Origin of the sequence: Selenomonas sp. WCT3 (assembly GCA_900100835.1) — a bacterium.
GTDB classification, from domain to species: Bacteria; Bacillota; Negativicutes; order Selenomonadales; family Selenomonadaceae; genus Selenomonas_A; species Selenomonas_A ruminantium_E.
The window spans coordinates 23,227-38,774 of record FNCM01000016.1 but is presented as its reverse complement, the minus strand read 5'-3'; the positions used below and the strand labels follow the sequence as shown (position 1 = coordinate 38,774).

Genomic DNA, 15,548 nt, shown 5'->3' with positions numbered 1-15,548 from the left:
TCGTTATACGGCGTTTTGAATCTCCGCATCGGCATCACGATTGGACGTTTCACCGGAAAGCGGCACAATCTCCAGATTTACAATCTCACCCTGGCTGTCCACTTGAACACTAGCTACACTGCCAGCATCGACATTTTCCATATTGACGACATCACTGCCCGTAATGCCGATTTTAGCCAGTCTGTCACGGCTGTCCAAATCCCCGACTACCTTCAAGTCGCCATCAAGGCCCTCCGAAACATCGCCACCGGCCTCAACATCGTGGATATCACCACTATTGATGGTCGTGATCCCCAATACCGTGCCATTATTGTCACGGTACTCGAGAGCTGCTTTGGCTATTTCATTGAAGGTACTGACGTCATCCATCGAAGACTGCTGATACGCCGTCTGGTCCGGACGGAACTGGGATTTCGGGTTGACCGTATCGTGATATTCACGGCCCGGATCTACCATATTGACCACAAAGGCTTCTTCATTGGCCGGATTCTGGCTGAAGGTGTAGTTCTTGCCCAGATTGCCTGCCGACCTGCCCTTATACCAGCCATATACGCCATACTTGCCCGGATTTGCATTGGAAAGTTCTGTTTCATCCTTCGGGCCAAACGTAAAGGCATCTGCCAAACCGCTGTCCTTCACTACGAGGCCATTCACACTGCCTGTGAACGTTGGAATCGTTTCGCCCACATTGATTTTCTGCGGATCTGCAACGATATCCAGACCTTTGCGGCGAATCGTCCCCTTGCCCTCTGCCGACGTCTTATCCAGCTGATAGTTGGCATTATCCACGCTCAGCGTATAAGAAACATTATGGTCAAGCAATGCATCGGTGTCTTCGCCGGTGGCGGCATCCTCATTGTCATAGGTACCCGAAACCTTTAGGCCAATATTGTCTCCCGCAATGATGCGGTCATCGAGAACGATATTGCCCGCAGCGTTTTCCACACCATCGGTGCCATCGTATACCTTATCGGCTCTCGTAACATCTTTGACCATCAGCAGACGTTTTTCAATCTTGCCGTTATGCCCCGTGAGGGCTGCCGTCATACCATCGGTGGTCAGGCTTTCACCTGCCGCAGCCCCCGCCAATTCATAGTTGCCATTGGTCCAGCCGAGCTGATAGGTGTAGTCCTTATTATCCCCAGCATTCCAATCCGCATAGTTACCAGACTTGATAAACACGCCTACCGTATCGCTACCAATAATATTGGCGTTATCGACATTGATATTCGCCGCAGTAAGATACTTACCCGTAAGGGAAGTATCGCGGTCGTATTCCTTAACCGGCCCTTCTTTGATTGATACCCCCACCGTCAACGGCGTTATGGTACCGCTTCCCACCAGTTTATCCGAGCCGCCTTTGGCTTTGACTACGTAGTTGTCCTTCGTCGCACCATCAAGCTGGAAATTGCTGAAATATACCCCCTGGGTCGTGACCTTGCCATTGGAATCGCGAGCTACATCTTTGCCAGCATAGGCCGCGCTGATGGAATCCGCCAGCAGCGTAATGCTGTTCTTTTCCGTCGCAATGACACCCGTATTTTCATCGGTACCATCCAGCAGATTGATGTGCTTGCGCTGGTTTTTATCGGCATCAGCCAAAGCCGTTCCATCGTAAGCCTTATCAATTCCTGTGCCATAACCATCGGCAAAATCGGCATAAACCACGCGCTTCTTGATAGCACCATCACCCTTATAGGTATTCGCATCCGTCTCGGTAGCGTCACCTTTGGTGGTTTTGCTGCTGTCCAGCGTATAGTTGCCGGCCGTATTGCCCGTAAGCTCCAGCTTATAGTTGATCTGCTTGCCAGCTTTTGCCGTGCTGTCCGGGTCAACGTTAGCATCTTTATCCTGGTAGGCTCCTGTTACCGTGAGGTTAACCGTGTTATCCTTATCCAAGATACCGTGGCCATCTTCAAAGGTATAGTCAAAGCTGTTGATTATATTGCCATTGGCATCCTTGACCGTCGTGTCACCATCATAGGTCTTGGTATAACCACTGAGATTATCCGTCTTGATTTTAAGTACCCGCGGCGTGATGCTGCCGGTATTCGTATAAGTCTTATTCTTGAACGAATCCAGCATCGCAGTATCCATCTTGAAGTTCGTGAACTCCTGGGGCTCCAAATCGTTAAGGGTATAGGTTACCCCATGACCCGAAACTACATTGACCTGCCCGTTATCGTAGACAGCGGACTTCAAATCGTATTTGATATCAATATTGGAGCCCGTTACATCGGTATAGAGGCCGAGATGGTCCTTGGCATTCTGAACCACATCGGTTCCATCATATTCCTTAGTAATCGGTGTCGTCCATTTTTCATGAATGTCCTTGGCCGTAAGTGCCAGCTGGCGAATCTTGCCCTTCTGGGCTGCTTCGGTGAAATACACCGTATCGGCAATCGTATAGTTCTTGCCAAAGAAACCTGTGGTGCCATTCTTATCCGTGGCGTTTTCCAAAGCCTGCTGGAGTCCCGTGTACTTGACTGCCTTGTAGCCAGTCTTTTCATCCTCGGTACTGCCCGTACCCAGCCAGTTTACATCACCATTGGCCTTGAAGCTGCCCTTTTCGGCCTGGCCGCCGGCACCGATACCTGTCAGGGTACCACTTGCATCAGCCGTCCATTTGCCATAGGTTCCCTTGATACTGCCATCATTGAGCTGGATCACCTCGCCGTTGACTCCATTGATCGTCTTACTGGAAAGGGACTTGACCGTATCCTCGCCATCGTAGGCCTTATTGGCGATCGTATCGCCAGTCTTCTTGTTGTAGTCAGCTGCGGCAACATTGCCATTGTAGTTAAAGTCAGCTGTTATCTCTTTTGGCGTAATCGTACCTTTGCCCGTAAGCGTTAAGAGCGGTTTATTCGCCGCATTGAGTGACGATGTCTGCGTACCATAAACGAGTTTATAGTTTGCCGCATTATCTCCCTTCAGTACCGCATCGTAATAGACATCCTTGGAAGTTACTTTGCCAGCACCGTCATAGGCGACATTCTTATCCGCATAACGGGCGTTGATGTTACCACGATCCAGTTCAGCTTTATCGCCACTGATAATTCCCGATACATCGAGGATATTCGTGCCGATAGCCAAAGCCGTTCCATCCGGATTCTGCTGAGTGGAACCTGTCACCACGTCCGTCTTGCCGTTATACACCTTCGTAACCTCAGGGTCATGGAAAGATACCGTGACATTCTTCGGCGTGATAGAGGCCGTATTCGCCCCCGTAGTCTTGGTCAGCGTCTTAGTCGTCGAATTATAGAACGAAACGGAACTCAAATCAAAATTCGAAACTGCCTTATCCGTCAGCGTAATAGTAAATTTCGCCTTATTGGCATCAACGCCAGCAGTCTCATTTCCGCTTGCATTCAGATAGATACCAGCGGCACTGTAGTTCGTCCCCTTGGTATCCGTCTGCCCATTCTTCAGGACAACACCGCCGATGGTAAACGTATTGATATAGTCTGCTGCATCCTTCGCCCCTGCCTGGTCGCCATAGTCCGCCGCCGAATGATTATACGTAATGCTCGAACTGGTATCGTAGACTTTATTGACCGTATCAAAGTTCAGCGTGACATCAGCATCCGTAAGGTTCTTTGTTTTAATCGTACCCAGGCCATTAAGAACAGTCTTGATACCCTCTTTTGTCGTAACCTCGGCACCACTGGCATCGGCAATGAAATAGTTTCCTGCCTGCAACCCAGCCAGCGTGAACTTATAGGTAACATTCTGCGTCGTCACCTGTCCACTTGCATCCCGGGCCACATCAGCACTGTCAAACATCGAGTCATCCTGCGAGGCAAAGGCTACATGGACATCATCAGCTACATTGTCCCGGCTCTTGATGCCATTATGATAATTCGGCGATACGAGCGAATTATTATTGGTATCTTTTACATAGGCATTGCCATCGTATGTTTTCGTGACATTATCAAAGGTCACATACAGGCCAGCCTTGTTAATCGTACCGTTATTCGCCGTAAAGGAAGTCCCCTTTGTCCAGCCGCCATTATTATCAGCTACATAAATATCGTAGTTGTTGGCAACCGCATCGCTGCCCGTGCCGATTTTGGCCGTATAGTTAATCGCCTTGCCAGTGCCAGCATCGACATTCTGATAAACTGCCGTACTGTTGTTGGCAGCCTGGTCAGCAGTGACCAAACCATCTGCCGCATTGTCATAGCCGGTAAAGGTAACGACACCATTTCCCGAAAGAGCCGTGGTGCCATCGTAAACGACATTGGTCGCATCGTAAGTCTTCGTAAAGCCACTAGCCGCAGCCTGTGCCTTTAACTTACGCGGCGTGATGATACCACCATCGTTATTGACAGTCTGGAATACCTTTGTGATATAGCCATTACCATCTTTCAGGTCTTTATCGATAGCATAGTCACCATTTTCCGTAACCTTGATCTTATAGGTTACATTCTTCTTGGCTGCATTGCCACTGTTATCACGGGCAACATTCGCATCGGCATAGTAGGCGTCACCAACTGTATAGCTGAGGTTAAGCTGGGTATTGCCCACCGTCGTATGAAGGGTGTTGACGAATTCATCCGCCGTGTGATCTACTCCCTGAGCATCCTTATAGGCAACCGACGCATTTCCATCATAGGCCTTAGTGATGGTGCTATGGTCCAGATTCAATTTATCGATGTCACTGATAGTCAGCGGATTGATGGTCCCCTTGCCGTACTCACTGTCAATATCGAGGGCATAGTTATCCGAAACGATGCTGTTTTTAAGGCTCTGCGCCGTCCCATCATCTTTCTTGCCCGTGTATTTGACCGTGCCGCTGATAACATCATTTTTGTTATCTCGCTGAACGTGGGCATTCTCGGCAAAGGTTGCATCGGTATTGCCTGAACCATAAGTTCCGATAATCCGATTCGTATCAACGATACTTCCCAGGGTATCGCCACTGACCAGCACCGACTTGGTACCATCGGTGATATCCGCTACCGAAATAACATCTGTGGTCTGCTCGCCCTTCACCGCTTCCGAGCCATCATAAGTCTTTTCCACATCGCCGAACTGGATATTTTTGATGTGGACTGGATTGATGGCTCCTTTGGCCCCGGTAATAGTCTGCGTTGCCGCACCGTCCTGCGTTTTAAACACATAATTTGATGCCTTGCCGGCAATGGTACCATCCACTACGCTTACCGTATACTTGATGCCCTGGTCATCACCAAGGCCATAGGTATTCGACTTTTTAACATCTTTCGAATCGTATTCGCCTACAATGGATAACTTCGTCCCATCCGTGGTTATCAGCTGGTCGCTGACATCGGCATACTGAACAAGCCCATCCGACAGCGCAATATCGCTCGTCGACTGGTTGTTATGCGTTACCTTAACCGAATTGTTGCCATCATAGGTCTTGTCGATATCAGTTGTCCTATCGCCCAGTGCCAGCGTAATCACGCGCTTCTTGATTGTGCCACCTGAACCAGTCACTATCGCCGTAGAACCATTCGTGATATCGGCACCGTTGATCTGATAGTTATCGGCATCACTGCCACCAATCGTAACATGATAACCAACGCCATAACCAGTACCTGCATTAGCGACAGTATCCATACTGCCTTCCTGCTTCGTGAAATAGCCCGAATGACCGTTGGTATCCTTCGTTACGGTAAAGGTCAAATCATCCCATACCGTTTTATCCGCGTTATGGATGACTTCATCGGAATAGACATTCTGTCCCAGCGCATCATCATAGAACTCCGTATCGTCATACGTTTTCTCTGCACCCTGCGCCGCACCGTTAACCGAAAAACCACCCAGCGATATATTCTTCTTGGCAATGGTTCCCGAACCATCCAGATGGCCTCCGGTCGTTTTGTTGACATCAGTGCCAACTCCATTATAAGCCTCGCTGTACAGCACATCGCCATCGGCATTGACCAAACGATAGTTTTGTGCCGCCGTTCCAGTGAGCTTCAAACCGCCATAACGAACAGCATGATCGCCGGCATTTTTCGTCGTGCTTCCATCCGAATTGATATAATTTGCCGTTGCCGAGCCAAGGTCAATGCGAACATCCTCTCCCTGATCTTTATTATTCGCATCCTTATGCGTAATAATTCCTGTCAGTGTAAACATATCTGCCGTTGGCAAATTTTGTTTTGTGATATTATTATTCGCATCAGTCTCATTGACTACATCAGCCGTGCCATCATATGTCTTATTGATTCCCGTGCCATAGCCAGACGCAAAGTCAATTACCAACTTTGCCTGATTGATCGTACCAACTCCGGATAGCGTCTGCCCACCTTGAAAGTTTGACTCCAAGACGTAGTTGTTCTCGGCGGCCCTGCCTGCTGCATCGTCGCTATACGACAGAGAAAAGCCGCCATCTTCAAATTTGACATCTTTATTCGTGCCAACAGAGGAATCAGCCTGTCCATTCCCATCAACGAACGAAACATTACCAGAGAATTCTACCGTAACATTATCTGCATCCGCCGCGAGAATTCCCGTAGACGTAGTGCCGCTGCCACTTATCAAGCTTTTGAAGGCATTGTTCGCACTCGCTGAGCCGTCATAATCTTTCTCAACTTTCTTGTTGGAAAAGTCTTCTGTATTCACAGTTACGGTACGCGGAGAAATGCTAATATTGCCCCCCACGAGATCATAGCCCTGCTGGTTCGACCAAAGAAGCGCTAATTTATTTGTCGTTTTCGAAGAAGCATCATAGGTCGAATTCTTCCGGCCATTGACATCATAGTTGACATCGGCCACATCCACCGTTGAAGCGCCCGTTGTCTTAAAGAACGATGCGACATCCTTGGCATTTAACGCATTATCATCCTTATCGACAATCTTCAGCGTATCGCCATTATAGATAAGTCCCTCAGGTTCTGCAGTCTTGTCATACGCCGGAAGATCATTACTTTTACCATCTTTGACATTTGAGCCAATTCCCGTTTTCCCCGTTACGTTATTATAAACCGCAACCTGCGTATCCTGGGAACCATCCGCCTTGAAATAGCCATAGTTATACGATACCGTTTTGATTCCCTTCAGCATCGAAGTCAAAACAGGCGTATTCCGCCCCTCATAGATACGCCAAGTAGGACGAGTAACAGCTCCCGTATTCTTGTCGATTGTTACGCCACCGGTAGACGTGATATCCCAGCCCATTGACTCATAAACATTATGATAGTTCATGTCCTCCCGGCTATAAACGGACGAGTTCTTTGAAGTTCCCGTTGAATCATAAACGGTCACCCCACTAGCTGTCAATGTCACCGAATTCTTAGCTGTTATTGCCGTATTTTCAAAATAATCTCCCGTTGTCGTCTTCGAATAACTATTCGAAATCGTAATTTTGGGCAACCCATCAATGCCCTGCGAAGCAGCGCCTCCCGCAAAGACATAAGAAGCACTTCCAACAAAATAACTATTTGTTATTTCATTTTCGCCAGCCTCTACATATCCCACAAAGCCACCGGTAGCACTTCCTGATAAATTGTCTTCACTATACGAATTATTAATCGTCACGCCACCAGCCCGGCCAACTATACCGCCAGCGCCAGCCCCTTTAATCGTTCCGCCCGTACTATAAACACTATCAATAACCGTACCATTTTGTGCCTTACCAGCTAAAGCACCAAACCCGCGATTCTTTATCCCCGTACCATCCGCATTGATTTTTGCGTTGACAATACCAAGATTATATACAGCAGCACCATCAAGAATTGGAAACAATCCCTGTGCAGTTACTAAATTCTTGATAGTAAAGCCCATACCATCCAGCTTACCAGAAAAAGAACCTGAATTTTTGCTATAGCCATCACCATTATTCAGGTCAATATTACTAGACAGCATGTAGCTCCCTGTACCATCATCAGCAATACTATTCAGGGAATTGATTAATTTATAATAAGTATCAGCCTCTGCATTCGCTTTAGCCGTCGCATCAGTCATTGTACTAATGTCCGTGCCGTTTACTTTATAACCTGCAACAGCCGCCCCTGATGTATTGCCAATATGCACATAGCCGCCGGCATTAAAGCTAATATCATTGTTTGTTACATTTACTGTATTATCCGTCGTTCCCGAGTTCATAAAACGGATATTGTTACCTTCGAGCACTACGGAATTAGCCGCAATCGAACCCATATTGACAATATCCGAAGCCATTGTAGACGATGCATTATCGATAACCGTAGGAATTGCCGTAGTATCTGTTACCGTTTTCGCAGTCTTAGCAGAATCGAGATAACGTGTAGAGACATTAAACGAGCCAGCACCAACATTGACACTACTTCCCTTGCCAAATATGACGCCGTTGGGGTTGACCAAATAGATATTGCCCCCCTGCGAATTGATGGCACCATCGATTTGGGAAGTATTCTGACCGGAAACGATATTCAAATAGTTATGTTTGTCATTAAAGTTGACACTTTCCCCTTTTGCTACCGAGAAATCCTGCCAACCGATGACATTATTCTGCGCCGTACTGGTGATATTCGTATCCACACAGCCAGCATTCGCAGCTGCAACCGGGTCAATTGTAACCCCAGCCGTTTTTACGCCATCGCTAACCGGCGCACCATAAGCGACCGGTACAATGCTGAACATACCGGCGGTAAGCGCAATGCCTATGTTAAGTACTAGTTGTTCCGTTCGTTTCTTCTGCCCCATCTCAGACACTCCATTCCCTCGGAATTATCTATCCTTGTCTCACGTATTTTCTGCTACTTCCATTGTACGCCATCTAACAAGAAACCACAAATTAAAAGAAAAACTCCCCTCAGCCTGAAGGGAGTTTTTTATCTATCATTCGTTACTGAAGCAAACTCAATACCTGGCTGCTATTCTGGTTTGCCTGCGCCAGCATCGACTGGGCAGCCTGCGTGATTACATTGTTCTTGGTATACTCGGTCATTTCCTTGGCCATATTGGCATCACGGATTACCGACTCCGAGCTCTGCGTGTTCTCGCTGGCCGTCGTCAGATTCGAGGCCGTATACTCCAAACGACTCTGCATAGAACCAACGGTCGTCTGCTGGTTCAACGCCTTCTGCATCGCCAAATCCAGCACGCTGATAGCCGCATTGGCATTTTTCTGCGTACCGATATTGAGGGTCGAACCATCCTTCGCTTTAAGCCCCAACGCTGTCGCCCGCATATCCGAGAAGCCAATCTTAACGGTTTGATTCGATTTGGTCCCAATCTGGAATACCAAGGCATTATCTGGCGATGGATCCTCCGCACGAATCATTTCCTCAAAATTATTCAAAACGGAATTAGCTGTCCGATTTGGCGTACCATCATGATTCACGACATTAATCGTAAGGCCAGAAATCTGTCCATCGATACCAGGATTACCTGCCGTAAAAACCATGGCTTTATTGCCACCCACAGTAGGAACCGGCTCTCCCATACGATCGTATCCCACAAGATTTGTAAAGCCCATTCCAATGGCATCTGTATTAATCTTAGGTAAACTCTCCGAAAACATATGTTGAAAATCCGTGTCTTCAACAGGATCCAACACCCTGGTATAAGTTTTTCCTTTGAGAACATAGGAAAATTCAATCCTGCTGTCTGACTGAATCCCCAGGCTGCGGCCAGAACTATCTTTTAAATCCGTAACCGGATCATCTTCAACTGTATCGGGCGACAAACCTTCATTGACTAAAGTCGTCTTCGTCCCAGCACCATCTTTTCCTACAACCTGATTATTATGCGAACCATCCAGCATGACTTTGCCATTGTACTGCACATTGGCATTTTCATCGAGCTGGTCAACAGCCTGATCCAGCTCTTTCTGAATCGTAGCACGGTCTGCATCAGTATTGGTATCATTAGCGGCATTGATGACTTTTTCCTTGAGCGTGCTCAGGATATCCACCGTGCTCTGGAGGCCGCCTTCGGCGACTTTGAGCATACTGTTACCAGTCTGAGCATTATCAATATCTTGGTCCAGGCTGCGCATCTGCGTGCGCATCTTTTCTGAGATGGAAAATCCCGAGGCGTCATCGGCTGCACTATTAATTCTCATCCCTGAAGAAACTTTTTTCAGACTTTTTGCTAGTGCCTTGTCATTCTTATCCAACTGATTCAGCGTATTCTTTGCTGACATGTTGTTTTTTACTACCATTGCCATTGTGGATAAACCTCCCTGTTATACGATTCTATCATAATGATACCATTGCCTTATCCGCAAAGGCACCTCTTTCTTTCTATTCATTATATCGTATATACAGCTTTTTTCTTAAGTGATTTGTAAAATTTAATCTTTATGCCAGATATGCGCCATGATATTCTCGTAAACCGCCTCAAGATGCTGGACGAGAACACTGAGCATCAGCTGAATCATCTTGCTGTCGAAGGTCTCATCGACAAAGGGCAGGCAGATGTCGAGGTAAATCGTGCCGTCTTCGCGCAGATAGTATTTGAAAATCTTGTACTGCGTGTTGAGCTCGTTGAGGTACTCTTTGAGGTCACCGCGTTTATCTTCGGGAATGCCCGTGATGATCTGGGTGCGAATGACCGTGAAAATGCTCGTGTCAATCAAGATGGCCATCGGCAGGATCTGCCCCTTGGCCTCAATGCGTGAACGGAAGATAACGGTGGAGTAGTCGTCCTCCACCGATTCCGTACTGAACACATCAATATTATTCTCAATGAGAAACTCTTGGAATTTCAGTGCCTTCTCATTGCTCTCGACACCTTTTGTTTTCTTTGGCATATCGTTTCCTCACTTCTCTTTTGTCATCTTTAATCTGCGAAGTATTGCTTAGCATTATTATAACATATATCTTCCATCAGTTTGCCCAAAGCATCCCAATCCTCGGGATACTCCCCCTTTTCCACCATTCTTCCCACAAAATTGCAGAGTATACGGCGATAATATTCATGCCGATTAAGGTAGAGCAGGCTGCGGGCATTGCTGGGCATATGAATGGCATTGCCCAATAGCAGGAAGTTGGCTGTATTGGCCAGCTGCGCTTTGATGCCTGCCTTATCCCCCTGGAAAGTCCACGAACCACCCAGTTGCAGTTTTCCTACCACTTCGCCCCCTTGGAAGGCACCGATTACCGAGGCAATCATCGCTCCATCGGAGGGATTGCGGGAACTGATGATGGTCTTGGGGATTTTCTCCTCCCGGTTGAGCCGGTCGAAGAATCTGGCCAGATTGTCGCCACGGCAGCCGCTCGACAGGCAGTCGTCTCCTTTATCGGGGCCCAGCTGCTGTGCCCGCAGAGTATTGCTGTCACGAACCACCGCATATTCCAGCTGCATAATCCAGCCGCGGCGGGCATATTCCCTGGCCAGGAACAACAACACCGCCGTCTGGTACTGCTCACGGGATTTTTCTGAAGGCCTCCCTTTGCCATTAATCGTACGGCCAACGATATCATCGAGTTCAAAGTTTTCCGCCGGGTAGTAACCAATGGCCGCTAGAGTATGGTCAGCCGTGCAACATCCCAACGCCGCAAAAGAGTCCATCCGTGCTGATAGGGCATCATAGATATCGCGCATCGTGCTGATTTCAATTCCCGCTGAAGTTCCCAGCTCGTATTTCATGTAGTTTTCCCATTCCTCATCCTCGATGCGCAGGGCTTTATCCGGGCAAAATACTGGCACGATAGCAGACGAGCAAGTTTTATCCTGACGGAGCTGCCCGAACCGCTGCAGTTCAGCGGACGGATCAACCAGAATGCCCAAGCTCTCCACCTTTTCCCTTTCAAGGATTTTTCGTGGCGAAAGGTCTTTTAATTTCGCATTGGCATCGTTCCAAATTTTTTCCGCCGTCTCCCCGCAAAGGATTTCCTCACAACCAAAAAATCTTTTTAGCTCGATGTGCGTGTTTAAATAAATCGGATTCCCCACGGCCTTCGGCAGGGTTTCGGCAAATTTCTGGAATTTCTCACGATCGGGAGCATCACCAGTGATGTACTTCTCTGCCACACCATTCGCCCGCATCAGCCGCCACTTCTCCGGTGCATTCTTCAGCATCAGCTGGGTGAGATTGCGATAAGGTTCATCACCTGCAATCTCCTCAACCCGCAAATGGGTCCGATAGTCGATGATGGGCAGGCTGGCCACATAATCATGATAAAGTCGCTTGGCAGCCTCAGTCTGGAGCATGAAATCATCCTGTATATATTTCTTCACGCGAATCTCCCCCTTTGCCGGAATTCTTGCCAGCGAAAATTGTCTTTACTTACTTTCTTTATTCGCCTTTTCTGCATAAAATCCTGTAAAAACGCCTTCAAACGAAATAGATACCATGACAAAAAGGCTCATTGACTTCTATTCCTGTCAATGAGCCTTCCTTTATCGGCTAATATCAAGATTCCTTTTTCCACAATGTATGGCTGGCGTAAAGGGCCACACATACAATAGCGAAAATGATGCCGGCCGGATAGGTGACGCTCGTTGCGAGCTTGAAGCCTTCCGGAGCCTGCAGGATATAGGTGAAAGTGACTGCCGACATGAAAGTTGCTGGAACAGCTGGGATAACCCAAGCTTTACTGCCCTTATGAACACGGTACAGATACGTCGCACCAGTCCAAAGCACGATCATAGCCAGCGTCTGGTTCGTCCAGGAGAAATAACGCCAAATGATGTTGAAGTCCATCTGCGATAGGATGCCGCCAATAGCCAGTAACGGCACAGCAAACAGCAGGCGTTTACCAGCTTTCTTCTGATCAACACCAAACCAATCGGCCAACGTCAGACGGGCACTGCGGAAAGCCGTATCACCAGAAGTGATTGGGCAGGCAATAACGCCAAGCATTGCCAGCGTTGCACCAACATATCCAGTCCAGCTGCCAGCACCGCCCATGAAGCCAACGCAAATATCATAAACCACCGAACCAGCACCACCAGCAGCCATTGCCTTGGCAAGACCGCCCGTGCTGTCATAGAAGGTAACACCAGCAGCTGCCCAGATAAGAGCAATGATGCCCTCTGAGACCATGGCACCATAGAATACGGGGCGGCCAAGGCGCTCATCCCGCAGGCAGCGGGCCATGATTGGCGACTGGGTCGAATGGAATCCGGATACTGCACCGCAGGCTACGGTGATGAACATCAGTGGCCAGATTGGCATGGCATCCCCTTTGGGATGCAGGTTGGCCAGCTGAAGTTCCGGCATGGTGTGACCACCGACACCGAAGAGCATGCCGCCCATGATGCCCAATGCCATGATGATAAGGCAGGCGCCAAAGAGCGGATAGAAACGGGCAATAATCGCATCAATCGGCAGCAGCGTTGCCAGGAAGTAATAAGCTAAAACGCAGGGCAAAACAATCGTAACGGCTACACCCGTGAGCTTCGCCAATAGACCTGCCGGACCTGTCATGAAAACCGTACCGACAAGAACCAACAGCACTACAGAGAACACGCGCATGATGAACAGCATCGTGCTGCCCATGTGGTGACCAACGACCTCCGAGATACTCTTGCCATCCTCGCGCAAAGAAATCATACCGGACAGATAGTCGTGAACACCACCAGCGAAAATCGTACCAAAGACAATCCAGAGGTAAACGGACGGCCCCCAAAGAGCACCACCCAGCGCACCAAAAATCGGGCCAAGACCTGCGATATTCAGCAGCTGGATCATGAAGACCTTCCAAGTCGGCAGTGGAATGTAGTCAACCCCATCATTATGGACCAACGCCGGTGTAGGCTTATCCGTCGGACCGAAAAGGTTGTCTACGATTTTTCCGTAGATGAAATAACCACCAATAAGTGCCAGCAAAGCAACCAGAAATGTAACCATTTTTTTCACCTCATCTTGTAGAATTAATAATAAAACTGAAAAATGCGACGATTGCTTGTAAATTATCTTATCATAATCAGACAGAATTGTCTATATTTTTCAAACTCTTTGGATATACCGAATAAGAATTATCTTGATAGCCTGCGGTTATTGGCTTGCCTTGGTGTGTTATACTGAAATTGTTTGTTTATCACGTTTTACTGAGAAAGGATTATCATGGCTATTATTCTTTTCCTGCTGCTGGGACTTTTTGTCGGCACCTTTGGCACACTGGTCGGAATCGGCGGCGGTCTCATCTGTGTGCCAGTCTTTATCTTCTTTATGTCAGACGGGGGGCTTTACCCCTACTTCCATACGGCAGCACAGATTACCGGCACTTCGCTGGTCGTAGTGCTCTCCAATGCCGTATCGGGCACCATTGCCTACATTCGTCAGAAACGCGTCTTTTTCCGCGCGGCGATTCCCTTCGCCCTGGCCACCCTGCCGGGGGCTTTTATCGGCTCCTATATCGTAAATGAATTCAGCGCACCGCAACTGGATTTCTACTATGGCCTCTTCGTGCTCTGCATGGCCTGCATCATGTTCTGGAACACCATGCACAAACCGCCTACGGATGTCATGGATCTTCCCGCCGGCTTCCAATTCAATCAATGGATTGGCATTACCGCCAGCTTTGGCGTCGGCTTTGTCTCCAGCATCTTCGGCGTCGGCGGCGGCATCATCCATGTGCCCCTTATGATTTATCTGCTGGGCTTCCCCGTACATGTCGCCACGGCGACTTCACACTTTATTCTCGCCTGTTCATCCATCTTCGGTGTTGTTTCTCATTTCCTGCTGGACCACATCATTTGGCTGCCAGCCCTCTGCATTTCAGTTGGCGCTGCCATCGGAGCACAGATTGGTGCTAGGATTTCAAAAAAAACAAAGTCCAAGGTTATCCTTGGACTCCTGTCGCTGGCTATGTTTGCTTTAGGCATTCGGTTAATTTTAATGGGTGGACACATATCTCTTGGATAAAGTCTGCTAAATAATCATCAAAAATCATGTTGGCCTCGCAGAATTTTTTCAATTCGGCGAGGTTTTTTTCGCGCTCCACATCGTATTCGATGCGATGGATAATCCGCGCCAGCTGCTTTCGCGTCGCTTTATCGTAGAGGCTCTTGAGGTTGGCCACCGTGGCAGTACTGCGCTTGGCCTCCACCAGCCAACAGCTCGTGCTGAGATCATGGCTGAAATTATCAAAGCCCTGGGCTTCCCAGGCATCCCCTGACGAAAAATCATCGTCCTGCTGTCCCGGCAAGAAATCGATTTCCTTATACAAGGTGTCATCTAGCAGACGGACAACCTCGCCTTTCGCATAGAGATGCTGTTCCCGCACAGGAAAGATTCCTTCACGCAGCTGAGACAGCACGCCATGATAACGGATGTTCCCATAGGAAGTATAAAGCGTCCCCACGTCAGTCAGCTTCCGGCTGATGTCCATCATGGTCTCGTAGGGCTGAAACGCCTCCTCCAGGCAGGATTCGGCAATGACATAGTCAAAGGATTCCTCGGCAAAGGGCAGCTCCTCCCGGCGATAGTCAAAGATATGCCAATCTATTCCCAGCTCCCGGAATTCGGCCAATGCCGCTATTTCCGCAAAACGTGTGACAGCGGTAATCGCCGCATTGGGATAAGCCAGCCGCAGCGGTTTTAGATACTGGGCACTCTCAATCACCAGCCATCGGCCAGCCTCTGGGCCGCCAACGATAAAATCCATCAGGGTATATCGCAAAATCCATCTCCCTCTCAA

Annotated in this window: 7 protein-coding genes; 1 reads left to right on the top strand and 6 read right to left on the bottom strand. The window is 48.4% G+C overall.

The genetic code is table 11. The annotated features are described in order from the left end of the window. Positions 1-3 precede the first annotated feature (3 nt). The 5 genes from BLQ36_RS11655 to BLQ36_RS11635 all read right to left on the bottom strand — a co-directional run bounded on the left by BLQ36_RS11655 (position 4) and on the right by BLQ36_RS11635 (position 13,756). Complete coding sequence (locus BLQ36_RS11655; protein WP_074515756.1) at positions 4-8,658, bottom strand: filamentous hemagglutinin N-terminal domain-containing protein; 8,655 nt, start codon at positions 8,656-8,658, stop codon at positions 4-6. Positions 8,659-8,800: 142 nt separating this feature from the next. After that, positions 8,801-10,126 carry a flagellin gene (locus tag BLQ36_RS11650; RefSeq protein ID WP_074515755.1) on the bottom strand — a complete coding sequence of 442 codons (1,326 nt, stop codon included), beginning with the start codon at positions 10,124-10,126 and terminating at the stop codon, positions 8,801-8,803. 126 nt (positions 10,127-10,252) lie between these two features. Then, positions 10,253-10,711 (bottom strand): YbjN domain-containing protein, encoded by a 459-nt coding sequence (locus tag BLQ36_RS11645; RefSeq protein ID WP_074515754.1) that lies wholly within the window; start codon positions 10,709-10,711, stop codon positions 10,253-10,255. A gap of 29 nt (positions 10,712-10,740) precedes the next feature. Continuing rightward, a complete protein-coding gene (gene uxaC, locus BLQ36_RS11640; RefSeq protein ID WP_074515753.1) occupies positions 10,741-12,141 on the bottom strand; it encodes a glucuronate isomerase in 1,401 nt (466 codons plus the stop codon). 175 nt (positions 12,142-12,316) lie between these two features. Further along, positions 12,317-13,756, bottom strand: coding sequence for a carbon starvation protein A (locus tag BLQ36_RS11635; RefSeq protein ID WP_074515752.1), 1,440 nt, complete (start codon positions 13,754-13,756; stop codon positions 12,317-12,319). A 210-nt stretch (positions 13,757-13,966) separates the two neighbouring features. Here BLQ36_RS11635 and BLQ36_RS11630 point away from each other — a divergent pair, with 210 nt between their 5' ends. After that, positions 13,967-14,773, top strand: coding sequence for a sulfite exporter TauE/SafE family protein (locus tag BLQ36_RS11630; protein WP_074515751.1), 807 nt, complete (start codon positions 13,967-13,969; stop codon positions 14,771-14,773). Here the strand turns inward: BLQ36_RS11630 and BLQ36_RS11625 are convergent. Further along, positions 14,715-15,530 (bottom strand): methyltransferase domain-containing protein, encoded by an 816-nt coding sequence (locus BLQ36_RS11625; RefSeq protein ID WP_074515750.1) that lies wholly within the window; start codon positions 15,528-15,530, stop codon positions 14,715-14,717. The two genes, BLQ36_RS11630 and BLQ36_RS11625, sit on opposite strands and share 59 nt — an antisense overlap. Positions 15,531-15,548: the final 18 nt, after the last annotated feature.

What these genes read in the sequence shown, in the direction of transcription:
- BLQ36_RS11650 (WP_074515755.1), bottom strand. Translation starts at nt 10,126, where the DNA reads ATGGCAATGGTAGTAAAAAACAACATGTCAGCAAAGAATACGCTGAAT.
- BLQ36_RS11645 (WP_074515754.1), bottom strand. Translation starts at nt 10,711, where the DNA reads ATGCCAAAGAAAACAAAAGGTGTCGAGAGCAATGAGAAGGCACTGAAA.
- BLQ36_RS11655 (WP_074515756.1), bottom strand. Translation starts at nt 8,658, where the DNA reads ATGGGGCAGAAGAAACGAACGGAACAACTAGTACTTAACATAGGCATT.
- BLQ36_RS11635 (WP_074515752.1), bottom strand. Translation starts at nt 13,756, where the DNA reads ATGGTTACATTTCTGGTTGCTTTGCTGGCACTTATTGGTGGTTATTTC.